The following is a 23,325-nucleotide window of genomic DNA, read 5'->3' on the forward strand; positions in this document are numbered from 1 at the left end:
TCCAGCCTATCGACGGATAGGGTGGCCTGGTGGATCTGGACGTCTTCGTGGTGGCGCACTCGGCCGAGTGGCAGCGGCTCGGCGAGCTGACCCGCCGCGGCGGCAAGCTCACCGGCGCGGAAGCCGACGAGCTGGTGACGCTCTACCAGCGGACGGCGACGCACCTGTCGATCGTCCGCTCGGTCGCGCCCGACCCGGCGCTGATCGGCAGGCTGTCCGGGCTGGTCGCGCGCGGCCGCTCGGCGATCTCGGGGTCGCACACCCCGGCGTGGCGCGAGGTTGCCCTGTTCTTCACCCGCCGGTTCCCCGCCGCCGTCTACCTGTCACGGCGGTGGTGGATCCCGGCGATGCTGGCCTCGATCGCGGTGATCGTGGTGATCGCGGTATGGGTCTCGGGTGATCCGCACGTGCGCGCCTCGATCGCGACGCCGGACGAGCTGAACCAGCTGACCAAGCCGGGTGGCGACGCCGAGAGCTACTACTCGACCGGGCCGGCGACGTCGTTCGCCGCGCGTGTCTGGACGAACAACGCCTGGGTGGCGGCGACCTGCCTGTTCCTCGGGATCGCGCTGGGCCTGCCGGTGATCGGCGCGCTCTGGGCGAACGCGCTCAACGCGGGCCTGATCATCGGCGCGATGAGCGCGGCCGGCCGCGCCGACGTGATGATCGGCCTGCTGCTCCCGCACGGCCTGCTGGAGCTGACGGCGGTGTTCGTCGCGGCGGGCACCGGCCTGAAACTCGGCTGGACGGTGATCGACCCCGGCCGCCGGTCGCGCACGGTCGCGCTGGCCGAACAGGGCCGATCGGTCGTCGTGATCGCGCTCGGGCTGGCGTGCGTGCTGCTCATGACGGGCGTCATCGAGGCGTTCGTGACCCCGTCGGGCTGGCCGACGTGGATCCGCGTCGGGATCGGCGTCGTGGTCGAGGTGCTTTTCCTGGTCTACGTCTTCACCCTCGGCCGCCGCGCGGCCCGCGAAGGCGAAGTCGGCGACCTCGAGGCGCGGGACATCGGCGACGCACTGCCCGAATCAGCATAGGCACGAACCCTCGAAGGCGATCGACGATCCGTCGTCCAGGCTCGCGGTGCCCACGAAGCGGGCCTCGAACTCACCCTGCTCGGTCAACGTCAGCTTCGGGCTCGACGCCGAGCCGTCGGCGCCCGTCTTCGCTGTTGCCGTGTCGCTGCCGCCTTCGAAGACCAGGAGGTTCTTCGGGCGGGCCGCGCGGACGTAGAAGCTCACCGGGACGTCCGCCGCCGGCTGGCCGTTTTCGCCGATCACCCGGACGACGAACGGCGCGCCCGGGTCCTTCGTCGCCAGGCGCTGGCCGTTGCCGGACAGGATGGCGAGGGTGCGGCCGCCCGCGGCCCAGGTGTTGGAAATCCCGGTCAGGGAACAGACTTCCTGGTACAGCCGCGCTCCCGTGACCGCGCCTTCCGCGGTGAGGCAGCGCGCGGTGGCGACGTTCGCGATCTCGACGAGCCCCGGCAGCCCCGCGACCCGCCGCCAGGCCTGGTGCTTGTCCTTGTCGTCACAGGCGGCGAGCTTCACCGCGACGCCGTCGACCGGGCTGGCCGCGGTCAGGCACTGTCCACTAGGGACACTCGTGAAGTGCTGGGACGTCTTGTCGTACCGCCACTTGGCGTTCGGGTCCTTGGCGTCGGCGAGGACGGGCTTGCCGTCGACGGCGGCGAGCGAGAGCGTGCCCCCGCCGTCGGCGAGGTAGACGGGCGCGCCGTCGTCGGCCGACGCGACCCCCGGAACCGACACCGAGACCAGGACCAGGCACCCCACGAAAAGCTTTCGCATCCTTCGGGCTTAACAGTCCGGCGGGCCACGCACCACCGCAGCCACTCGCCCGAGGGACGCCGTGATCAGCACGCCGACACGCGTGATTGGAGGGTCGACTCGCGTGATTGGAGGGTCGACACGGCGAACACCGGCGGGCTGTGATTGCCGTGTCGTCCCTCGGATCACGCGTGTCGACTCCGCAATCACGCGAGTCGACCCGGCAATCACAGCCGGCCGGCCGCCTTCAGGGCCAGGTAGCGGTCCGCCAGGGCCGGCGGCAGCTCCTCCGGGACCGCGTCGACGACGCTGACCCCGTGGCGCGCCAGCCTTTCCGTCACCCGGCTGCGCTCCGCCATCGTGCGGGACGCCGCAGCCGCGTCGTACACCGCTTCCGCGTCGCCGCGCCCCGACAGCATCTCCGCCACCCGGGGGTCCGCGACCGACGCGATCACCAGCTCGTGCCGCGAGGTCAGCGAGCTCAGCACCGGGAACAGGCCCTCCTCCAGCGGTGCCGCGTCCAGGCCCGTCAGCAGCACGACCAGCGCGCGCCGCCGGGTCCGCCGCAGCACCTCGGCGACCATGCCCCGCGCGTCCGTCTCGATCAGGGACGGCTCCAGCGGCGCCATCGCGTTGACCAGCGACGTCAGCAACGCCGCGCCGGTCGAGCCCTGGACGGCCGCGCGCAGGCGGCGGTCGTAGGCCAGCAGGTCGACGCGGTCGCCCGCCCGGGTCGCCAGCGCGGCCAGCAGCAGCGCCGCGTCCATCGCCGCGTCGAGGCGCGGAGCGTCGCCGACCCGGCCCGCCGAGACGCGGCCCGTGTCGAGCACCAGCACCACGTGCCGGTCGCGCTCCGGGCGCCAGGTGCGGACCATCACGTCCGCCGCGCGGGCCGTCGCGCGCCAGTCGATCGAGCGGACGTCGTCGCCGATCACGTACTCGCGCAGCGAGTCGAACTCCGTGCCCTGGCCGCGGATCAGCACGGCGTTGCGGCCGTCGAGCTGCTGCAGCCGCGCGAGCCGCGACGGCAGGTGCTTGCGGCTGTGGAACGGCGGCAGCACGCGGACCGTCCACGGCACCACGTGCGAACCCTGCCGCGCCGCCAACCCCAGCGGCCCCACCGACCGGACCGTCACCCGTGCCGCCATCCGGTCACCGCGGCGGGACGGCCGCAGCGCCGTGACCATGGCCCGCCGCTCCCCCGCCGGCACGCGCACCGCGTGCCGGTCGGCAGCGCCCGCCGAAGGCGGCCACGCGTCGCGCAGCTGCCCGCGGACCGCGCGGCCGCCGGGGTTGGTCACCACCAGCGTCACCTCGCACGGCTCCCCGAGCCGCACCGAGGAGTCGCCGGAGCGCGTGAACCGCAGCGGCCGGACGCTCCCGGCCAGCACCAGGTCGGCGACGACCAGCACGAGCAGCACCCCGCCGACGGCCAGCAGGCCGGTCCGCGACGGCAGGAGCAGCCCGACCACCAGCGCGCCGAACAGCGCCAGCAGCCCGAGCCTTCCGGTGACGGCCATGTCAGCGCGGCACGGGCACGGACGCGAGAACCCGGTCCAGCACGCCGTCCGCGGTGACGCCTTCCAGCTCGGCCTCGGGCCGGACGTCCAGGCGGTGCCGCAGCGCGGGCCGGGCCAGCGCCTTGACGTCGTCCGGGGTCGCGTAGTCGCGCCCGGCGAGCCACGCCCAGGCCCGCGCGACGGCCAGCAGCGCCGTCGCACCACGCGGGGAGACGCCGATGCGCACCGACGGCAGCTGCCGCGTCGCGCGGCAGAGGTCGACGACGTACCCGATCACCTCGGGGCCGATCGTCACCTTCGAAACCGCTTCGCGCGCAACAGCGAGTTCCGCCGCGCCCGCCACCGGCTTGAGGCCGGCCGCCGCCAGGTTGCGCGGGTCGAAACCCTGCGCGTGCCGCCAGAGGATGCCGATCTCGTCCTCACGTGACGGCGTCGGCATGGTCAGCTTGAGCAGGAACCGGTCCAGCTGCGCCTCCGGCAGCGGGTAGGTGCCCTCGTACTCCACCGGGTTCTGGGTGGCGACCACGATGAACGGGTCGGGCAGCGGCCGCGATTTCCCGTCGAGCGAAACCTGCCGCTCCTCCATCGCCTCCAGCAGCGACGACTGCGTCTTCGGCGGCGTCCGGTTGATCTCGTCGGCGAGCAGCAGGTTCGTGAAGACCGGGCCCTCGCGGAAGGAGAACTCGCCGCTGTGCGCGTCGTAGACGATCGAGCCGGTGACGTCGCCGGGCATCAGGTCCGGCGTGAACTGCACGCGCGTGGTCTCCAGGTCCAGCGCCGCCGCGAGCGCCCGCACCAGCAGCGTCTTCGCGACGCCGGGGACGCCTTCGAGCAGCACGTGCCCCCGGCAGAGCAGGGCCAGGATCAGCCCGGTGACGGCGGCGTCGTTGCCGACGACGGCCTTCGCGACTTCCGCGCGCAGCGCGATCAGCGCGTCGCGGGCCCCGGTCGTCCCTTCGGTACCGCTGGTCAAGATCGCTCCACCTCTCGTTCCACCCTGTCCAGTTCGCCTGCCAGCCGCACCAGCGCGGGATCGCCGGTCACCGGCGGCCCGTACAGCACAGCTCCGACGTCGTTCGCGGGCCGGCCGACGCGCTCGCTCACCGACGTCACCAGCGCCGCCGCGTCGGCGTCGCGGGGCAGGCCCAGCGTGGTCCGCAACCGGGCCCGCGCCGCCTCCCGCAGTGTTTCGCCCGCGTGGTCCGCTGCCTTCGCGCGCCGGTACAGCCGGGCGCGTCCCTCGGCGGTTTCGGCCGCGCGGACGACGATCGGCAGCGGCTCGGTGACGACCGGGCCGAGCCGCCGGGCCCGCCACAACGCCAGCAGCGCGACCGCGATTCCCACCTGCGCGGCGCCGAAGTACCAGCCGTCCGGGATCAGCTCGAAGATCGACTTCCGCGAGTCGTCCAGCGCCGGATCGGACGCCGAAGGCAGGTACCAGACCAGCTTCGGGTGCTGCCCGAGCAGGTGCAGGCCCAGCGCCGCGTTGCCCTGCTCGGCGAGCTTGCCGTTGGTCAGCGGCGAGGGCGAGCCGAGCAGCGTCGTCGTGCCGCCGTCGTCGGCGAGCTGCAGCAGCGTGCCGCCGCCGTCCTCACCCGGGTAGCACGAGCGCGCGCCGGGTGCGGCGTACCCGATCCCGCCGAGCGTGACGTCGCCGGCCGCGACGGCGGCGGCGACTGTGCACTGCGGGCTCAGCGTGCCGACATCGCTCTGGCCGACCGGCCGGACCAGCGGCAGGGAGTCCTTCAGCGTCGGCGCACCCGGCGTCACGAGGACGACGTCCGCGGCGCGCTGCCGCAGCGCGTCGAAGCGCTTCGCCGGCACCAGGTCCGGCTGCGTGACGAGCAACGTCGAGTTCTCGCCCAGCGCGTCGTCCGCTTCGTCGATCGTGTGCGCGGTCCGGACGTCGACACCCTGGTCCGCCAGGAGCTTCGCGAGCGCGTGCGCGCCGCCGGGTTCGTAGGAGCCGGGTTCGAGCGCGCCGAACGTCTGGTCGCCGCGGCCGAGCAGGAGCAGCGCGGCGGCGGCGACCACCAGCGCGAGCAGGGCCAGCGGAAGGCGGGAGCCGCGCCAGATCCGGCGTACGTCCGGCGAAACCGAGGTGCTCACGCGGCCACCACGACCGGCCGTTCCCGGCGGCAGCGGTCGTCCAGCCCGGTCAGCGTGCGGTAGGCCGCTTCGGTGCCTTCGCGGCCGCCGTAGTGGACGTCGTCGAAGAGCCGCGCGCCCTGGCGCAGCTCGTTAGCGACGTTCGGCAGCAGCACCCCGGCCTCCGCGGCGGCCTCGTCGGCCGTCCGGCCGGAACGGGCGTCCAGCAGCGCGCGTTCCTCCAGCGCCCGCACGAGCGCGCGGAAGGCGTCACGGACGGCGTCGTCGTACCGGCCGGCGGCCGCGGCTTCCGCGGCGGACCGGCGGTAGTCGGCGGCGCTCTGCCGCTTCCCCTCGAAGACGAGCCGGTCGGCACGGGCCGCGCGGGCGATCTTGCCGGTGCGCAGGCGGATCACGACGACGAGCAAGATCAGCACCACGAGGATCAGCACCACGCCGAAGATCCCGCCGGGGACCACCGAAGACAGGCCGTTCAGCAGCTTGTCCAGCTGCTCGTCGACCCACTGGGCGACTTCCTGCAGCACACTCGGCTTGGCCTGCTGGTACTTCTGGTCGGTCAGCTCCTCCTGCGCGGCGCGCCGCGCGGTGTCCCGGTCGATGTCGACCGGGACGTCGGTGAGCAGCAGCGTCACCATGCCTGCGGCGGCGTCACCCCGGCGGCGCGGGCCAGCTCGATGTCCATGCCCTCGCGGCGCATCCGCTGGTCCAGGTAGATGATCACGGTGACCAGCGCGACGAACGGCGTCGCGATGGTGCCGGAGATGATCTGGCCGACCCCCTGCAGCAGCAGTTCGCCGGTGCCCGGCACGGCCGGCTGCGCCGACGGGTTCAGCACCTGGCTGAACGCACCGCTGCCGAGGCTGAACGGGACCTGGATGATGCTGTTGAACAGGTATTCGATGATCCCGGCCAGCAGCAGGATGCCGAACACGCGCCAGAACGAGCCCTTGACCAGCCGGACCGACCGGGAGAACGCCTGCTTGAACGTGCCGTGCTCCAGCACGAGCGCGGCGCTGGCCAGCGCCCAGAACACGTAGGCGACCACGCCGGGGACGATGCACAGCATCAGGCCGATGGTCGTGACGATCGAGTAGACGAGCCCGACGCCGAGCAGCGGCAGCAGGCGCGGCCGGACCTCGGCCCACGCGAGCGAGAAACTCACCTCGCGCCCCAGCGCGGCGCGGCCCATCACGGCGGCCAGCAGGCCGTTCACGACGGTCAGCAGCAACGTCGTGAGCAACGCCGTCGGCAGCGCGATGATCACGAGGTCCCCGAAGGTGCCGAACAGGGCGTCACGCGCCTCCGCCTCGGTGGAGCCCGGGCCGATGTTCGTGGTCAGGTCCGCTAAGTCGTTGTAAAGGAATCGCTGGATCAGGAACGAGAGGGCGGCCGAGATCACCGCCATCACGGCACCGATGCCCAGGACGACCAGCGGGTACCGGCGGATCGCGGTGATCGAGCCGTCGAGGATGTCGCCGACGTTGAGCGGGCGCAGCGCGATCACGCCGGGCTTGCCGAGGCCGTGCGGGCTGAAGCCCCGCTGCTGCGGGTACGGCGCGTACTGCTGCTGCGGCGGCGGCCCGCCGTAGGACATCGGCGGCGGGGCCTGCTGCTGCCAGCCGGGAGGCGGTGACTGAGCGCCACGCGGGTCCGGTGCCTGCCAGCCGGTCGGCGGCGTGGGCGGTGACTGATCGTGACTTTCCGGCGGCCTCACCTCACCCGATCCAGGGGTGGGAGCCTGGGGGATACCCCGGCTCGGTGTCGGCGTGTCGGCGCCCTCTTCGCCGGGCGCGCCACCGGTCTCTGTCATCGAAGCCCCTCGCCTGCGGTACCTGCTTGCGGACACTCTCTCAGAGCGGGTTGCACCCGGCCAGACCTGGGGTGACGTCCGCACACCGCGACAGTGCGCACACGGACGGGTGCGGGAGGCCCCGTTCCCCCGGTAGGCTGAACGCCGGGATCGGGTACCCCCGGTCCGTACCGAGACCCTTCGGGACTGCCTAGATGACGCAACCGCCCCACGGCCAGGTACCGCCCCGCGGAACCGTCCAGCCGCCGCCGGTGCCGGATGCGCAACCGGCTCCCCCGTGGCTGGGTCACCCCCACACCGTCGCCGCGCCCCGGCGCCGCTCCCCCGCGGCGATCATCGGGGTGTGCCTCGGCGCGGTGGCCGTGCTGGTGCTCGGGCTGGTCGCGATCGTGGCGCTCAACCGCCAGGACACCCCGCTCGCGAACGCGAACTACCGCGACACCCCGTCGTCCCAGGACGCTCCTTCGCAGCTGCCCGGGGGTGCGGGTGCCCCGGCGTCGGCCTCACCCGGCCCGTCGACCGAGCTGTCCACGCCCAGCGCGACCGGCCCGCAGAAGATCCTCAAGCTGGCCGACCACCCGATCCTGCAGGACCCGAACGCCGGGCTGCAGAACCGCGTCTGCACGCTCCCGACCTGGCAGAGCACGCAGGCGGGCGCCGAAGCGTTCTTCACGGCCGCCAGCAAGTGCCTGGACGCCGCGTGGGGCCCGTTCCTCACCGCCTACGGCCTGCCGTTCACCCCGCCGGCGCTGCACTTCCCGACCGGCGCGAGCTTCGAGACCGAGTGCGGCACCATCCAGGTCGGCATCGCGACCGCCGCGTACTACTGCGAGAACAACCTGTACGTGCCCTTCCGCGGCCTGCAGACCGACCAGTACGGCAACAACCCCGGCGTCTACCTGGCCCTGTTCGCCCACGAGTACGGCCACCACGTCCAGGAGGTCGCCGGGCTGATGGACGCGGCCTGGCAGAAGATCTACGAGGCCGGCCAGAACAGCCCCGCCGGGCTGGAGATGTCGCGGCGCAAGGAACTGCAGGCCCAGTGCTTCTCGGGGATGTTCCTCGGCGCGCACGTCGACCAGGGCGGCACGATCAGCCGCGACATGTACAACAAGGCCTGGAACGACCAGGAGACCCGCGGCGACAACACCTCCCGCAGCCACGACCACGGCACCAACGCGCACTACGCGTCGTGGTGGCGGGCGGGCGCGACGAGCAACCGGATCGCCGACTGCAACACCTTCGCGGCGCCGTCGTCCGAAGTCAGCTGATCGTCAGCTGGCCTTCGCCGGTTTGGCGGCCTTCGGTTCCGGCCGCGGTTTCGGCGGCAGCCGCAGCCAGGTGTAGACGGAGATCCCGCCGGCGAAGCAGGCGAACACCAGCAGCGCGAGCCCGATCGGGCGCCGCGCGTCCGATGCGCCGGCCGACGTGTCCGCCACCCGGACGGTGACCGTGCCCTGGTCCGGCAGCTCGTCCGGGACGCCGACGTCGACGTGCTCGTTCTGGCCGTGACCGCAGCCGTTGAGGGTGCCCTCGTGGGTCTTCCCGGCGATGGTGAACCGCACGGTCTCCACGGGGTCCAGCCGGTCACACGGCGCGGGCTTGGTGACCTCGGCCGACACCGGCACGCCGACGTCGTCATTGCTGATCCCGAGCAGCCCGGGCCCGGCGAGCCAGGCCAGCAGCACGACGAGCACGCCCGCCGCGGCCGGGATCGCCACCGTGGGCCACTTCAGGGCGAGGGGTCGCGGGGGCACCCGGTCATGGTTCCAGATCCGCCGGGCAAAACCCAGGCGCCCCAGGTCCGGTGCTCCCCGAACCGGACCTACCGCTCGATCTTCTCCGTCTGCGTGACCTTCTTGACGTACAGCAGCTTGTCGCCCGGCTCGATCGCGTCGGCTTGCGGCGCGTCGATGCGGTAGAGGACGCCGTCGCGGACCAGGCCGAGCACGAGGTCGGACAGGTGCCGCGGCGACCCGCCCTCCTCCGACGGCTCGACCGGCCGTTCGGCGATGGCCAGGCCGGATTCGGGGGTGAGCAGGTCCTCCATGATGTCCACGACCAGCGGCGTCGACGTCGCCATGCCGAGCAGCCGCCCGGCCGTCTCGCTGGAGACGACGACCTGGTCGGCCCCGGACTGCTTGAGCAGGTGGACGTTCTCCGCCTCCCGCACCGACGCCACGATGTGCGCCTTGGGCGCCAGCTCGCGGGCGGTGAGGGTGACGAGCACCGCCGTGTCGTCCCGGTTGGGGGCGACGACCACCGCGCGGGCGTGCTGCACCGCGGCGACGCGCAGGACGTCGGAGCGGGTGGCCGAGCCGTGCACGGCGACGAGGCCGAGCGCGCTCGCGGCGTCGAGGGCCTGCTGGTCGGTGTCGACGACGACGATCTGGCCTGGCTCGACGCTCTCGTCGCCGAGCAGCGCGTTGACGGCGGACCGGCCCTTGGTGCCGAACCCGACGACGACCGTGTGGTCGCGCACCTTCGTCCTCCACTTCTGGATCTTGAACGCCTGCCGGGAGCGCTCGGTGAGCACTTCCAGGGTGGTCCCGACCAGGACGATGAGGAAGAGCACCCGCAGCGGGGTGATCACCAGCACGTTCACCAGCCGGGCGGTCGACGTGGCCGGCGCGATGTCGCCGTAACCGGTGGTCGAGAGCGAAACCGTCGCGTAGTAGAGGCTGTCGAGCAGGGACAGGCCGTCGCCGTTCGCGTCGCGGTAGCCGTCGCGGTCGATGTAGACGAGGACCACCGTGGCCAGCAGGGCGAGTGTCGCGCCGATGATCCGCTTCGAGATGGCCCGCAGCGGGCTGACCGTCAGCTCGGGCATCCGCAGGACGCCGACGAGCTCGTGGTCGGGCCGGTCGGTGAGACTGCCGAGCGGCAGCCGCCTCAGGGCCTTCATGCACCGGCTCCCGCAGGCAGGTGTCGGACGTCACTCACGCCCGGAGGATAGCCGAACCGGGTGACCGGCCGCCGCGTGGAACGATGAGCCGATGGCTACCTCACAACGGCCCGCGCACGTCCTGGCAGGTGCGCTGGGCTTCATGGGCGTCCTCCACTTCGTGGCTCCCAAGCCGTTCGACGGCCTGATCCCGCGCTCCCTCCCGGGCTCGCGGCGCGCCTGGACGTACGGCTCGGGCGTCGCCGAGCTGACGGTGGCCGCCGCCGTCGCCACCCCGCGCACCCGCCGCCTCGGCGGGCTGGCCGCGGCCCTGCTGTTCCTGGGCGTCTTCCCGGGCAACGTGAAGATGGCGGTGGACGCGTCTTCGGCGCCCCTGCCGCAGCGAGCGATCGCGTGGGGCCGGCTGCCGCTGCAGTGGCCGCTGATCGCCTGGGCCCTGAAGGTCCGCGACGCCGCCTGACCCGCGTGATCAGGAAGCCGACACGCGTGATTTGAACGCCAACTCGCGTGATTGAGGAGTCGACACGGCATCCGGGCCTTGGCCTCGCCGTGTCGACCCTCAAATCACGCGTGTCGACTCGGGAATCACGCGTGTCGACCCTCTGATCACGCCTCGGGGAGGTTGCGGAGCAGGTTGCGGATGCCTTCGGCGTCCAGGAGGTCGGCCGGGCGGATCGTGTGGTTCGCGCGGACGTAGTGGAAAGCCGCGCGGACCTGTTCCACCGGGACGTTCTTCAGTGCCGCCCAGGCCATCCGGTAGGCCGCCAGCTGGACCGACAGCACGGCCTGGCGGGACTCCGGCGGGACCGAGCCCGTCTTCCAGTCCACCACTTCCCAGTAGCCGTCGGGGTTCCAGAAGACGGCGTCCATGCGGCCGCGCAGGGTGATGCCCTCGACGTCCGCCGAGAACGTGATCTCGACGGCGTGCGGGACGCGCGAGGCCCACTCGCTCTTGTCGAACTGCGTCTGCAGCTCTTCGAGGCCGGGGTCCGGGATCTCGGCGAAGTCGGCGGCGCCCGGGAGGTCGTCGATCTCGATGAGCTGGTCGCCGCCGAAGCGGCGTTCCAGCCAGCTGTGGAACTCCGTGCCACGGCGGGCGAAACTGTTGGGCGCCATCGGGAGCGGGCGCCGCAGCTCGGTCGCGAGCCGGTCGGCGTCGTCCGCCAGCGCCACCAGCTGGCTCACCGAAAGCCGTGACGGCAACGGAACCCGCTTGATCTGGTCGTCCTTGCGCGCCCACTCCTCGAGCAGGACGTCGGTGTCGGTGAGCCAGCCGTCGGGATCGTCCTCTTCGGACGCTTCCTCGTCCGGAGTCGCGGAAAGCTCCTCGAAGACCAGGTCCACGCCACCCTGGACGCCGGTGCGGCGGTCGGCGAGGGGGTCGACCGGCCAGCGGGCCGTCCGCGAATCCGACACCAGCGGGTTCTCGTCGTCGGACGACGGTTCCGGCGCCCAGTCGGCGAGCGTTCCGACGCCGGTCTCGCGCAGGACGTCGGCGATCTCCGTCAGGAACTCGGACGGCCCCTTCGCCCGGCTGCTGCTTTCGTTCCACCAGTGCCCGGACACGATCAGCGCGTGCTCGGACCGGGTCAGCGCGACGTAGCAGAGCCGCCGTTCCTCCGACTGCTCCCGCTCGACGAACCCCGCCTCGTGCAGCTCGAGTCCTTCTTGGACTTCCTTGCGGTCGTAACCGTCGGCGATCCGCAGCTCCGGCAGGTCCTGGGCATCACCACGCAACACAGCGGGCAGCGACGTCGCCGTCCGCAGCCACGACGACGACCGCCGCCGACCGGGGAAGACGTCCTGCACCAGGTGCGGCACGGCGACGACCTCCCACTCGAGACCCTTCGCGGAGTGCACGGTGAGCACCTGCACCCGGTCCGGCACCACCTCGACCTCGCCCGGGGTGAGCCCGTCTTCGGCGTGCGCCGCGGTGTTCAGGTAGTCCACAAAGGACAGCAGGGTCGCGGTGGGCGCCGTCTCGGCGTAGTCGGTGACGACCTCCGCGAACGCGTCCAGGTGCGCGCGCCCGGCCGATCCCGGGCGCGCCAGCGATTCGACGTCCAGAAGCAGCGTGCGCTCGACGTCGGCGACCAGCTCCGGCAGCGACTGGTCCAGCCGCCGCCGCAGCGCGGCCAGCTCCCAGCCGATCCGCCGGATCCGCCGGTAGCCCTCCTCGGAATACCGCTCCGGCGCGCCCGGTTCGTCGATCGCGTCGATCAGCCCGGCCTGCTCGACGCGCTCCACGACCAGCTCCGGGCCGTCGGGCTTCTCGGGGCTGGACAGCTCCCCCGCGCGCCGCCACAACGCGGCGACGTCGGCGGCCGCGAGCCGCCAGCGCGCGCCGGTCAGCAGCCGCGCCGCCGCACTGCCGGACAGCGGGTCGGCGAGCACCCGCAACGTCGAGACGAGGTCCGCGACCTCGGGTTCGTCCAAGAGCCCGCCGAGGCCGACGACCTCGACCGGCAGCCCGCGGGCCCGCAGTTCCGCGGAGATCGGGGCCATGTCGGCGCGGCGGCGCACCAGCACCGCCGCGGTCGGCGGCTTGCCGGTCTGCTCCTGCACGGAGTACCAGCGCCGGGCCAGGCCGTCGGCCACCCAGTCGCGCTCGGCGCGGATGTCCGGCAGCAGCGCGCACGCGATGTCCGCCGGCCCGGCGCCTTCCCGTGCCCGCAGCCGTTCGACGCCGAGGCCGCGCGCCCGCAGCGGCTCGGCGATCGCGTTGGCGAGGTCGAGGATCTCCGGCGGGTTGCGGAAACTGGTCAGCAGCCCGAAATCCCGGGCGGGGACGAGCCTTTCGCCGTCGTGGCGCGGGAAGTCCGTGGTGAACCGCGGCAGGTTGGCCGCGCTGGCCCCGCGCCAGCCGTAGATCGCCTGCGCCGGGTCACCGACCGCGGTGACCGGCATCGGCTGGTTCTCGACGCCGCCGAACAGCGCCCGCAGCAGCACGCGCTGGGCGTGCCCGGTGTCCTGGTACTCGTCGAGCAGCACCGCGCCGAAGCGCTCCCGTTCGCCGCGCACGACCGACGGGTACCCGCTCGCCAGCTGCGCGGCCAGCGACATCTGGTCGGCGAAGTCCAGCGCGCCCTCGTTGCGCTTGCGCCGGTGGTAGGCCTCGACGAGCGGCAGCAGCGCGAGCCGGAAGTGCTGCGCCGCCATGATTTCCGTGAGTTTCTGCGGCAACGCGGCCCGCTGCCCCTTGGCGCGCGGCGCGTTCTCGATGACCCGGCACATCCACGACGTGTATTCGGCCAGTTCCTCTGTGGACACCAGGTGCTCGCCGAGCTCCCCGGCGAGCGCCAGCACGTCCGCCGTCACGGTCGGCGGGACGCGGTCGGTGTCCAGCTCGTTGTCCCATGTGGACACGACGCGGTGGGCGAGCTGCCACGACGACGTCTCCGACAGCAGCCGGACCCCGGGCTGCACCGGCAGCCGGAGGCCGTGTTCGGAGAGGAGGCGCCCGGCGTAGGCGTGGTAGGTGAGGACGGTCGGCTCCCCGGCGACCACAGTGGACCGCAGCCCGCCGGACGGGTCGAGCCGGTCGAGCAGCCCGGACCCGGCGAGCCGCCGCAACCGCGCGCGGACGCGTTCGCCGAGCTGGCGCGCGGCCTTGCGGGTGAAGGTGAGGCCGAGGACGCGGTCCGGGCTGACGATGCCGTTGGCGACGAGCCAGACCACGCGCGCGGCCATGGTCTCGGTCTTTCCGGCACCGGCGCCGGCGACGACCAGCGACGGCTCGACGGGCGCGGCGATCACGGTGGCCTGCTCCGGAGTGGGCCGGTGCAGGCCGAGCGCGTCAGCGAGTTCAGCAGGCTCGACGGGATTGGCGATGAGAAGCGGGCTCACGGACCGGGCACCTGCCTGCCTTCGGGGCGCAGCGGGCAGCAGCCGCGCGCCGGGCAGCGGTCGCAGTCCACGTTCTCCTGCGCCTGGTAGTCCGGCCCGGCCGCCGAAGCCGCCGCGCCGCGGACCAGGTCCAGCCACTGCTTGCCGCCCGTCTCGTCCATCGGCGGCTGGGACCGTTCCGTCGAGCCGGTCTTGTTGTTGGCCTTTGCGACGTACACCAGCCGCGCGCCGCCCGCCTCCGTGCGGCCCTCGATCGCGCCCAGCAGCACCGCCAGCTGGTACGCCGCCAGCTGCGGGTGCGCCTCGGCGTCGGCCCCGGACACCGGGACCTTGCCGGTCTTGATGTCGACGATCACCGGCCGTCCCTCGGAATCCAGCTCGACCCGGTCGACCCGGCCGCGCAGCAGCACCCGGACCTCGTCCTCGCCGCCGGCCGGCAGCTCGACCTCGATGTCCTGCTCGACCCCGGCTTCCTTCAGCTCCGCCCGGCTGCGTTCCAGCCACGTGACGAAGTTCTGCAGCATCCCCTCGACCCGGCGGCGCTCCCGCTTCGAGAACCACGGCGCCCCGGCGTCGACGCGCACCCACGCGTCGTCCAGGGCGGCCTGCAGCTCGGCGTCGGTGCTCCCGGACGCGACGGCCTGCGCGAGCCCGTGCACCAGCGTCCCGGTGACGGCGGCCAGCTGCGCCGGGTCGCTGCCGCCGTGGCGCTCGATCATCCACCGCAGCGGGCACTTCGTCAGGATTTCCACTGTGGACGGTGAGATCCGGATCAGGTCGCCGGGCGGGTGCACCGGTTCGTCGGTGGACGCCGGGAGCAGGCCGTACCAGGTGCTCGGGTGGGAACCGGGCACCTTGGCGTCGGCCAGGCGTGCGAGCTGCTTCGCCGCGCGACGACGGCGCGCGGGGTCGGCCTTGTCGTCGCAGACGACCTCACGCAGCTCCCCCACCAGCTCGGCGAGCACCAGCGACCGGCCGGGTGGTTTCATCCGGGAGTCGAGGCCGCCGTCGTCGGCGCCGTTCTCCTCCAGGTCGTCGAGGAAGCGGGACGGCTGTTCGTCCTCCCCGGACACCGCGGTGACCAGCAACGTCTCCTTCGCGCGGCTCATCGCGAGGTAGAACAGCCGCCGTTCCTCGGCGAGGATCGGCGCTGTCTGGGAGACAGCGTCATCGTCCACACCGGACATCAGGTCCTTGAGCCGTTCCACGCCCAGCACGGATCCGCGCAACCGCAGGTCCGGCCAGGCGCCTTCCTGGACTCCGGCGACGGCGACGACCGTCCACTCGCGACCGGCGGCGGAGTGCGCGGTGAGCAGCGAGACACCGTCGGCCGGGACGGCGGCCGGCGCGAGCGTGTCCCCCGCGATCTGCTGTGCACCAAGGTAATCCGCGAAGGACGCGACACTCGACCGCGGCAGCCGGTCGACATAACGGCCGGCCGCGTCGAACAGCGCGACGACGGCGTCGAGATCACGGTCGGCCTGCGCACCCAGCGAACCACCGCGCTCGGTCTGCTTCAGCAGCTTCTCCTGCAGGCCGCTCTCGTTCCACAGCTCCCACAGCACCTGCTCAACACCGGCCCCGCGGGCGACGGCCTGGTGCGTGACGCGCAGCAGGCCACCGACACGCCGCACCGGCTCGGACTCGGCGTCGGCCAGCCCGACGAGGATGTCCCCACCCCGCAACGCTTCCACGAGCAGCTCGTCACTCGACCGCTGCCCGCCACCGGCCAGCTCGAGCCGTCGCAGACCGCGGCGCAACCGCCGCAGCGCCAGCGGATCCGCACCACCGAGGGACGACGAGAGCAGCATCTCGGCGAGGTCGATGTCCAGCAAGTCCGGCGAGGGCGCCAGCTTCAGCACGGCCAGCAGCGGCCGCACCGCCGGTTGCCGCGCCAGCGGAAGTTCCTCGGTGGCCGACCCGATCGGGACGCCCGCCGCGCGCAAAGCGCGTTGCAGCACCAGGAAAGTTCGCGCCGGCGACCGGACGAGCACGGCGATCTCCGACCACGGCACGCCGTCCACGAGGTGCGCGCGGCGCAGCTGGTCGGCGATCCAGCTGGCCTCGGCGGCGGGCGTCGGCATCACGCGCACCCGGACATTGCCGCCGGTGGCGCCCTCGGCCGCAACGATCTTGCGGTGCTGGGACAACCCGGGCAGCGTCGCGCCGATCTTCGCGACCGCCACCCGCACCGCCGGGGCCAGCCGGTGGGACGTCGTGAGCGTGATCGTCCGGCTGCCGTCCGGGTCGGCGTCGGCGAACAGGCTCGCGTCGGCACCGCGGAAGGAATAGACGTTCTGGTCGGGGTCGCCGGCCACGACGAACTCGGCCGCGGTGTGCCCGATCATCCGGACCAGGCTGGTCTGCAGCGGGTCGAGGTGGTGGGCGTCGTCGACGAACAGGTGCCGCACGCGGGTGCGCTCCCGTTCGCGCAGCTCGTCGTCGTCCTCCAGCGCGAGCAGCGCGGAGGTGACCAGCTCGGCGGCGTCCAGCGCGGGCGCGCTCGCCACGCCCAGCGCGTTGCCTCCCGCCCCCTGCAGCTGCGTGACCTCCTCGTACTGCGCCCAGAAGCGCCCGGCGGCGACCCACTCCTCACGGCCGCGGCGGCGGCCCAGCTCGGCGAGGTCCGCCGGCCCGAGCCCGCGTTCGGCCGCCCGCATCAGCAGGTCGCGCAGCTCCTCGGCGAAGCCGGGCACCATCAGGGCCGGGCGCAGCTGCTCCGGCCACTCCTCGGCGCCCTCGTCGAGGTCGCCGGCGAGCAGCTCGCGGACGACGACGTCCTGTTCGGCCCCGGCCAGCAGCCGGGGCGCCGGCAGCTCCGCGCCCATCGCTTCGAGCCGCAGCAGCGAATACGCGTACGAGTGGACGGTCCGGACGAGCGGCTCGCGGACGGTCCGGGGCAGCGGCCGCGCCAGGTCGGGGTCGGCGGTGAGGCTGCGGGTGATGTCGGCACGCAGCGCGTCCGCGGCCTTGCGGGACGTGGTCAGCACCAGCACGCTCTCCGGGTCGGCGCCCTCGGCGATCCGGCGGGTCGCGGCCGACGCCAGCAGCGTCGTCTTCCCGGTGCCGGGACCGCCGAGCACACGCAGGAAACCGCCGGGTGCGGAGAGTACCCGGCGAGCACCGGAATCCCAGGTGAACGTGGGTGTGTCGAGGATCGGCGTGCGCACCAGCCGCGCGTTCGCCGGTCCTGTTCGCCTCCCGTTCACCCCGCGATAGAACCACGCTCGGAGTAACGGGTGCGGCACCGGCACACCTAAGTGACGGGCGCGTTCGGTGAAGGTCCCCGCCGGTGCGACGGGCGGCGTCGAAAACTGTCGTACCCGTGCGGCAGAGTGGTGGCATGGACGACGTTCTGCACGAGCGGGTGCGGGAGATCATCGAGTCGGTGCCGGCCGGCACGGTCGCGACGTACGGCGACATCGCGGCGCTCTCCGGCGCGCCCTCACCGCGGATGATCGGCGCGATCCTCGCCGAGGACGGGCACGACCTGCCGTGGCACCGGATCCTGCGCGCGAACGGGACACCCGCGCCGCACCTGCTCCACGACCAGCTGGAGCGGCTGCGCGCGGAGGGCGTGCTGGCCGACGGCGAGCGCGTCAACCTGCGGAAATACCGCTGGAAACCGGAAGGTGAGGAGGATTCCGAGCCGGCAGGGCTGTTCTGACGCTCACTGATCAGGTTAGCCTTGCCTAATGACGACGCAGGTGGAGCGACCGGTACTGACCTACCACCGGGCCCGCGTGACGATGGTCCGGCCGGTCACGCCGCACATGGTGCGCGTGACGTTCACGGCGGCCACCTTCGCCGACGTGCCCGCCGGGGCGCCCGACCAGTACGTCAAGGTCTTCTTCCCGCGGCCCGGCCAGGAGACGCCGACCCTGCCGGACACCGGCTCCGACGTCCTGTCGTGGTATCGCACCTACCTGGCGATGCCGGACGACGTCCGGCCGCCGATGCGCACGTACACCGTGCGCGCGCACCGGCCGCGCTTCGCCGAGGTCGACGTCGACTTCGTGCTGCACGGCGACACCGGCCCGGCTTCGGCGTGGGCCGCCCGGGTCGCGCCGGGCGACCGCGTGGCGTTCCTCGGGCCGCACGGCCTGTACGACGTCCCGGACGGCACCGGCTGGCAGCTGCTGGCCGGCGACGAAACGGCGTTGCCCGCGATCGGCGCGATCATCGAGCAACTCCCGGCGGGCACGCGGCTTTCGGCGTACATCGAGGTCTCGGCGCGCGAAGAGCGTCAGACGTTCGAGACGCACGGAGTGGTCGAAGTCCACTGGCTGCTTCGCGACGCGCGCCCACACGGAGAAGCGCTGCTGGAAGCGGTCCGAGCAGCGAATTTCCCAGGTGGGACGCCGTACGCGTGGGTGTCGGGCGAAGCGGGCGTGGTCAAGCAGGTGCGGCGCCACCTCGTGCGCGAGCGGGACGTCGACAAGCGGCGGATCTGCTTCACGGGTTACTGGCGGCTCGGGATGAGCGAGGAAGCGGCGAGCCGGGAGTCCCTGCGCGCGGCGGAGGCAGGCGAGGACTGACCAGCAAGTGCAACCCTGGGGTTGCATCACACTCCGGCATGTGCAACTCTTGGATTGCACATGAGCCGAAGGAGTGCACCGATGATCACTGACAGCATCGAACGCGAGATCGTGATCGCCGCCAAGCCGGCCAAGGTCTGGCCGCTGGTGGCCGAGCCCGGCTTCTGGGCGACCGACGACGAAACCATCCAGGGCACCATGGCCGAAGAGGGCCAGACCCTGGTCGTCACGCACTCGGAGCACGGCGAATTCCCGCTGCGCGTGGAAAAGGTCGACCCGCCGAACTACCTCAGCTACCGCTGGGTCAGCGCGTTTCCCGGTGAAGAGCTGCGCGAGGACAACTCGACGCTCGTGGAGTTCTGGCTGACGCCCGAGGGTGACGGCACCCGCCTGCGGGTCGTCGAGAGCGGCTTCGCCGGCCTGCCGACGTCCGACGACAACCGCCGCAACGTGATCAAGGACCACACCGCCGGCTGGGAGGGGTGCTTCACCGCCCTCGCCGCGCGCGCCGAGTGATGGATCACGACGTCGTCGACGGCGTCCTGGCCGCACTGGCCGATCCGACCCGTCGTCAGCTGCTGGACCTGCTCGCCTCCCACGGCCAGGCCACCGCGACGACCCTCGCCGGCGGCCTTCCCGTGTCGCGCCAGGCGATCGTCAAGCACCTCACCGTCCTCGACTCGGCCGGGCTGGTCGGCAGCGTGAAGATCGGCCGCGAAGTCCGGTACGCCGTGCGTTCCGAAGCCCTCGACACGACGGCCCGCTGGATGGCCTCGCTGGCGGCCGACTGGGACCGCCGCCTGGCCCGGATCAAGCGCCTCGCGGAGGCCGCCGAGCAGGACTGACCTTCCCTCTCAAGGAGAACCCGATGACCGTTGTCGCGCTACCCCCTGCCCATTTCACGCCGAGACAGCGCGCCGTACTGGCCGTGCTGCTCGGCGCCGGCTTCCTCCTGTCGATCGACTTCTCGATCCTGAACGTCGCGTTGCCGCAGGTCGGCGCCGGTGTCGGGCTCGACCTGACGTCGTTGCCGTGGGTCAGCACGGCGTTCGTCCTGCCGGCGGCCGGCTTCACGCTGGTGTGCGGCCGCCTCGCGGACCTGTTCGGGCGACGCCGGATGTTCCGGTCCGGCATGGCCCTGCTGGCCGCCGCGTCGCTGCTGGGCGGCTTCGCCACGAACCCGGAGCTGCTGCTGACGGCCCGGGCGTTGCAGGGCTTCGCCACCGCGATGACGCTGCCCGCGGCCCTGTCCCTGCTGACCACGACGTTCGCCGAAGGCCGGGCGCGCGACCGCGTCCTCGGCCTCAACGGCGCCCTGCTCTCCGGCGGTTTCACCGTCGGCGCCCTGGTCGGCGGCGCCCTGGTCGGCCTGCTGAGCTGGCGCGCGGCGTTCTTCATGAACGTCCCGGTGGCCGTCGCCATCCTGGTCGCGACGCCGTTCCTCGTCACCGAATCGACCGTGCCCGGCCGCGCGCGCCCGGACCTGCCCGGCGCCCTGACGGTCAGCGGCGGCCTGCTGGCGCTCGTCTACGCCGTCATCGACAAGAGCGTGCTCGCGGCGGTCGCCGGCATCGTGCTGCTGACCGCGTTCTGGCTGATCGAACGCCGCTCGCCCGCGCCGCTGGTGCCGCCGCGGATCCTGGCCCGCCGCACGGTCAAGTGGGGTAACTTCGCCGGTCTCGTGCTGTTCGCGATGGAACCCGCGGTGATCTTCCTGACGACCCTCTACCTGCAGCGGATCCTGGGGCTTACGCCGTGGGCGACCGGCCTGGTCTTCGGCGTGCCGGGGCTGGCCTCGGTGGCCGCGGGCGTGCTCGCCGGACGGGTGATCGGCCGCTTCGGCAGCCGTGTCCTGCTGGCCGCCGGGCTCACCGTCCAGGCCCTGGCGACGCTGCCGCTGCTGTTCCTCGGGCCCGGCCGCGGCGCCCTGCTGATCCTGCTGCCGGCCCTGTTCGTCGGGTTCTTCGGGCACGTCGCCGCGATCGTGGCGTACACCGTGACCGCGACGTCCGGGCTGCCCGACGAGGAGCAGGGCCTGGCCACCGGGCTGACGTCGATGACCCAGCAGGTGGGCATCACCGTCGGCATCCCGGTCCTGAGCGCCGTCGCCGCGACGCAGGCCGTCGAGCTCACCGGAATCCACCTCGCGCTGGGCGTGGCCGTGGCCTTCACGCTGGCCGGCGTCGTACTGCTCACCGCCAAGCTGAAGGAGTCGTGATGGACATCGTCGACCGCAAGACTTTCCAAGCCGAGTTGGATGTGTTGCGCACCAGGGAAAAGGCCCACACGCACGAAGGCGACGCGATCGCCGCGGCCCGCCGCCGGCTGCCGATGGTCGAGGTGGACGCCGGTCTCGAGCTGCTCGGCCCGGACGGGCCGGTCACCCTGCTCGACGTGTTCGAAGGACGCCGTCAGCTCATCGCCTACTACTTCATGTGGAACCCCGGCCGTCCCGCGCCGGAGCAGTGCGAGGGCTGCACGTTCTACACCAACCAGGTCGCCGAGCTGGCCAACCTGCACTCGCGGGACATCACGTTCGCGGTCTTCTCCCAGGGCCGCAACGTCTCGACCGCCCCGGCCGACGCGCAGACGTCGTACAGCGAAGCCTTGCGCTACCGCGACTTCATGGACTGGCGGATGCCCTGGTACTCGGCGCAGCCGTCGCTCGACACGCTGCTCGTCGGGCGCGAGCAAGGACTGTTCCACCTGGTCTGCTACCTGCGTGAGGGCGACCGTGTCTTCGAGACGTACTGGACGAAACGCCGTGGTGTGGAAGCGATGGACACCAGCTACGCGCTGATGGACCTGACGATCTACGGCCGCCGGGAGTCCTGGGAGGACTCACCGGAGGGCTGGCCGCAGGAGCGCACCAACGTCCGGACCGACACCGGAGCACCCGAGTGGACACCCGGGCCGGGCCGTCCGATCGCCCAGTGGCCCCGGCTCGCGGCCGGACGCTCCGACGACCTCGGCGCGACTACGGCGTCGGCGGAGCCGCCTCACCAGTGCCACTGAGGGTCGTGACCAGCAGTTTCACCAGCGCACCCAGGCGCTGTCGGTCCGGTTGCAGCGTGCGCACCCCGGCCTCTTCGAGGGGCGCCGCCGTCACCGGGCCGACGCACGCGCAGACCACCGGGCCGCGCAACGCCGTCAGCAGCTCGTCGTAGCGGCCGTGGTCCCGGGCCAGGGTCAGGAAGTTCGCGGCCGCCGGGGCGCTCGTGAACGCCAGCGCGTCCAGCTCGCCCGTCACGGCCGCGTCGATCAGGCCGTGCACCGGGGTCACGTCCGGCGGCGAGTACCAGCGGTACGGCTGGACCGCGACCAGCCGCGCGCCCGCCTGTTCCAGCGTCGACGTGTGCTCCGGCAACGGCGTCCCGTGCAGCTGGACGGCTACGCGCTTGCCCTCGAGGCCCGCTTCGGCGAGGGCACCGAACAACTCGGCGTTGGACTCCGAAGCGGCCGAAAAGGACTCGCGCAGCCCGGCACCGCGAAGGGCACCCACGGCTTTCGGGCCGCGCGCGTAGATGCGGGATTCGCCCAGCGCCGTCAGCAGGCGGTCGCGCAGGCCCCAGCTGTCGGCCGCGGCCAGCCAGCCGCGGAAGCCCGCGCCGGTCGTGATCGCGGTGAAGCCGACGGGGGACGCCAGCAGCTCCTCGGTGCCCGCCCGCAGCTCGGGGTCGGCGTCCAGGGGGACGATGGTGATCGTCGGGGCGTGGCGGACGTCGGCGCCGTAGCGTTCGAGGGCCTCGATGAAGTCGTCGGCCCGCCGCTCGGCCGTGACACCGATCGTCACCCCGCTCAGCTCACCCATAGATCGCGCCCATCCCCTCGATCGCCTCCGCCAGCTGCGCCCGCAGGTCCGCGGGCTCGAGGACCTCCAGGTGCGGCCCGAAGCGCAGCAGCTCACCGATGGCCGGCTCGCCCGGCTCCACCGGCAGCTCCATGGTGAGCCAGCCGTCCGCGTCCGGCTCGTTCGGGCAGTCACGCAGCGCCCGGGCCCCGACGGAACCCGCGTAGAACGGTACGAGAGCCTGCGCCCGCGGCGACAGCCGCACCACGGCCACGCGCGGGTACATCCGGCGTTCGAACTGCTCGGACCACTCCTGCCAGTACGCCGCGAGGTCGAACCCGGCGGGCCGCTCGAACTCCTCGCCGAGGTCCGTCAGCTCCTGGATCCGCGAGATCCGGTAGGTCCGGTCGGTGCCGTCGCAGCGCCCGGCGAGGTACCAGTTGCCGGCCTTGAGGATCAGCCCCAGCGGCTCGACCTCGCGCTCGACGATCCGCTGGCCCCAGCGTTCGTAGCGGATCCGGATCCGGTGCGACGACCACACCGCGTCGGCGACCGAGGACAGCGTCGGCAGGCTTTCGATGCCCCGGTGCCAGCCCGGGACGTCCAGGTAGAAGCGCTCGGCGACCCGTCCGGCGCGGTCCCGCAGCTCCTGCGGCAGCGCGGCGTACAGCTTGAGCTGCGCGGCCGCCAGCACGGTGCCGAGGCCCAGCTCGGCCGCGGCCACCGGCAGCCCGGCCAGCGACAGCGACTGCGCCTCCTCCTCGGTCATCCCGGTGAGCCGCGTGCGGTAGCCGTCGACCAGGCGATACCCGCCGGTCCGGCCGCGGTCGGCGTACACCGGGACGCCGGACGCCGAGAGCGCGTCGATGTCCCGGTAGACCGTGCGGACCGAGACCTCCAGCTCCTCGGCCAGCTCTTCCGCCGTCATCCGGCCGCGGTTCTGCAGCAGCAGGAGGACGGACAGGAGACGGCTGGCGCGCATCCCGGAATTATGACCCAAAAACCTGACACAAGCTGACA

Annotated in this window: 21 protein-coding genes; 9 read left to right on the forward strand and 12 right to left on the reverse strand. The window is 72.6% G+C overall.

Features of this window, described 5'->3' with window-relative positions; genetic code table 11:
* The first annotated feature begins 29 nt into the window (after positions 1-29).
* Positions 30-1,037, forward strand: coding sequence for a stage II sporulation protein M (locus ACIOD2_RS15325; protein ID WP_400538219.1), 1,008 nt, complete (start codon positions 30-32; stop codon positions 1,035-1,037).
* Here the strand turns inward: ACIOD2_RS15325 and ACIOD2_RS15330 are convergent.
* From ACIOD2_RS15330 to ACIOD2_RS15355, 6 genes are all read right to left on the reverse strand, one after another.
* Positions 1,029-1,808, reverse strand: a complete 780-nt coding sequence (locus ACIOD2_RS15330) for an RICIN domain-containing protein (RefSeq protein WP_400538221.1) — start codon at positions 1,806-1,808, stop codon at positions 1,029-1,031. The two genes, ACIOD2_RS15325 and ACIOD2_RS15330, sit on opposite strands and share 9 nt — an antisense overlap.
* A gap of 206 nt (positions 1,809-2,014) precedes the next feature.
* Entirely contained in the window at positions 2,015-3,307 is a 1,293-nt protein-coding gene (locus ACIOD2_RS15335; RefSeq protein ID WP_400538223.1) for a DUF58 domain-containing protein, read from the reverse strand.
* A gap of 1 nt (position 3,308) precedes the next feature.
* Entirely contained in the window at positions 3,309-4,280 is a 972-nt protein-coding gene (locus tag ACIOD2_RS15340) for an AAA family ATPase (protein WP_400538225.1), read from the reverse strand.
* On the reverse strand, positions 4,277-5,416 hold the full coding sequence (locus tag ACIOD2_RS15345) for a DUF4350 domain-containing protein (RefSeq protein ID WP_400538227.1): 1,140 nt from the start codon (positions 5,414-5,416) through the stop codon (positions 4,277-4,279). Before ACIOD2_RS15345 ends, ACIOD2_RS15340 begins: the two co-directional genes overlap by 4 nt.
* The gene (locus ACIOD2_RS15350; RefSeq protein ID WP_400538229.1) at positions 5,413-6,051 is read right to left on the reverse strand and encodes a DUF4129 domain-containing protein; all 639 of its coding nucleotides are present in this window, start codon (positions 6,049-6,051) and stop codon (positions 5,413-5,415) included. Before ACIOD2_RS15350 ends, ACIOD2_RS15345 begins: the two co-directional genes overlap by 4 nt.
* Positions 6,045-7,226 (reverse strand): hypothetical protein, encoded by a 1,182-nt coding sequence (locus tag ACIOD2_RS15355; protein WP_400538231.1) that lies wholly within the window; start codon positions 7,224-7,226, stop codon positions 6,045-6,047. Before ACIOD2_RS15355 ends, ACIOD2_RS15350 begins: the two co-directional genes overlap by 7 nt.
* A gap of 194 nt (positions 7,227-7,420) precedes the next feature.
* On the opposite strand from ACIOD2_RS15355, the gene ACIOD2_RS15360 reads away from it, so the two are divergent.
* On the forward strand, positions 7,421-8,497 hold the full coding sequence (locus ACIOD2_RS15360; protein WP_400538233.1) for a neutral zinc metallopeptidase: 1,077 nt from the start codon (positions 7,421-7,423) through the stop codon (positions 8,495-8,497).
* A gap of 3 nt (positions 8,498-8,500) precedes the next feature.
* Here ACIOD2_RS15360 and ACIOD2_RS15365 read toward each other — a convergent pair whose 3' ends face one another.
* Both ACIOD2_RS15365 and ACIOD2_RS15370 read right to left on the reverse strand, forming a co-directional pair.
* A complete protein-coding gene (locus ACIOD2_RS15365) occupies positions 8,501-8,947 on the reverse strand; it encodes a hypothetical protein (RefSeq protein ID WP_400540341.1) in 447 nt (148 codons plus the stop codon).
* Positions 8,948-9,051: 104 nt separating this feature from the next.
* A complete protein-coding gene (locus tag ACIOD2_RS15370) occupies positions 9,052-10,131 on the reverse strand; it encodes a potassium channel family protein (protein WP_400538236.1) in 1,080 nt (359 codons plus the stop codon).
* Positions 10,132-10,222: 91 nt separating this feature from the next.
* Between ACIOD2_RS15370 and ACIOD2_RS15375 the strand changes: the two genes are divergently transcribed.
* The gene (locus ACIOD2_RS15375) at positions 10,223-10,591 is read left to right on the forward strand and encodes a hypothetical protein (protein WP_400538239.1); all 369 of its coding nucleotides are present in this window, start codon (positions 10,223-10,225) and stop codon (positions 10,589-10,591) included.
* 146 nt (positions 10,592-10,737) lie between these two features.
* On the opposite strand, the gene ACIOD2_RS15380 is transcribed toward ACIOD2_RS15375, so the two are convergent.
* Positions 10,738-13,977: an ATP-dependent helicase gene (locus tag ACIOD2_RS15380; RefSeq protein ID WP_400538242.1), complete on the reverse strand. Its 3,240-nt coding sequence runs from the start codon at positions 13,975-13,977 to the stop codon at positions 10,738-10,740.
* Positions 13,974-17,147 carry an ATP-dependent helicase gene (locus tag ACIOD2_RS15385; protein WP_400538244.1) on the reverse strand — a complete coding sequence of 1,058 codons (3,174 nt, stop codon included), beginning with the start codon at positions 17,145-17,147 and terminating at the stop codon, positions 13,974-13,976. The genes ACIOD2_RS15380 and ACIOD2_RS15385 overlap by 4 nt, the downstream gene beginning before the upstream one ends.
* Positions 17,148-17,320: 173 nt before the next feature.
* Between ACIOD2_RS15385 and ACIOD2_RS15390 the strand changes: the two genes are divergently transcribed.
* From ACIOD2_RS15390 to ACIOD2_RS15415, 6 genes are all read left to right on the forward strand, one after another.
* Positions 17,321-17,644, forward strand: a complete 324-nt coding sequence (locus tag ACIOD2_RS15390) for an MGMT family protein (protein ID WP_400538246.1) — start codon at positions 17,321-17,323, stop codon at positions 17,642-17,644.
* Between the two features lie 28 nt (positions 17,645-17,672).
* The gene (locus tag ACIOD2_RS15395) at positions 17,673-18,515 is read left to right on the forward strand and encodes a siderophore-interacting protein (protein WP_400538248.1); all 843 of its coding nucleotides are present in this window, start codon (positions 17,673-17,675) and stop codon (positions 18,513-18,515) included.
* 81 nt (positions 18,516-18,596) lie between these two features.
* Entirely contained in the window at positions 18,597-19,031 is a 435-nt protein-coding gene (locus tag ACIOD2_RS15400; RefSeq protein WP_400538250.1) for an SRPBCC domain-containing protein, read from the forward strand.
* Entirely contained in the window at positions 19,031-19,360 is a 330-nt protein-coding gene (locus ACIOD2_RS15405; RefSeq protein WP_323334443.1) for a metalloregulator ArsR/SmtB family transcription factor, read from the forward strand. Before ACIOD2_RS15400 ends, ACIOD2_RS15405 begins: the two co-directional genes overlap by 1 nt.
* A 23-nt stretch (positions 19,361-19,383) precedes the next feature.
* Positions 19,384-20,733, forward strand: coding sequence for an MFS transporter (locus ACIOD2_RS15410; RefSeq protein ID WP_400538252.1), 1,350 nt, complete (start codon positions 19,384-19,386; stop codon positions 20,731-20,733).
* Positions 20,733-21,530 (forward strand): DUF899 family protein, encoded by a 798-nt coding sequence (locus ACIOD2_RS15415; protein WP_400538254.1) that lies wholly within the window; start codon positions 20,733-20,735, stop codon positions 21,528-21,530. Before ACIOD2_RS15410 ends, ACIOD2_RS15415 begins: the two co-directional genes overlap by 1 nt.
* Here the strand turns inward: ACIOD2_RS15415 and ACIOD2_RS15420 are convergent.
* Together ACIOD2_RS15420 and ACIOD2_RS15425 are read right to left on the reverse strand one after the other, a co-directional pair.
* A complete protein-coding gene (locus ACIOD2_RS15420; protein WP_400538256.1) occupies positions 21,493-22,326 on the reverse strand; it encodes a uroporphyrinogen-III synthase in 834 nt (277 codons plus the stop codon). The two genes, ACIOD2_RS15415 and ACIOD2_RS15420, sit on opposite strands and share 38 nt — an antisense overlap.
* Positions 22,319-23,287, reverse strand: a complete 969-nt coding sequence (locus ACIOD2_RS15425; RefSeq protein WP_400538258.1) for a helix-turn-helix transcriptional regulator — start codon at positions 23,285-23,287, stop codon at positions 22,319-22,321. Before ACIOD2_RS15425 ends, ACIOD2_RS15420 begins: the two co-directional genes overlap by 8 nt.
* Positions 23,288-23,325 lie beyond the last annotated feature (38 nt).

The sequence above is a fragment of the Amycolatopsis sp. NPDC088138 genome (genome assembly GCF_044741685.1).
Lineage (GTDB): Bacteria > Actinomycetota > Actinomycetes > Mycobacteriales > Pseudonocardiaceae > Amycolatopsis.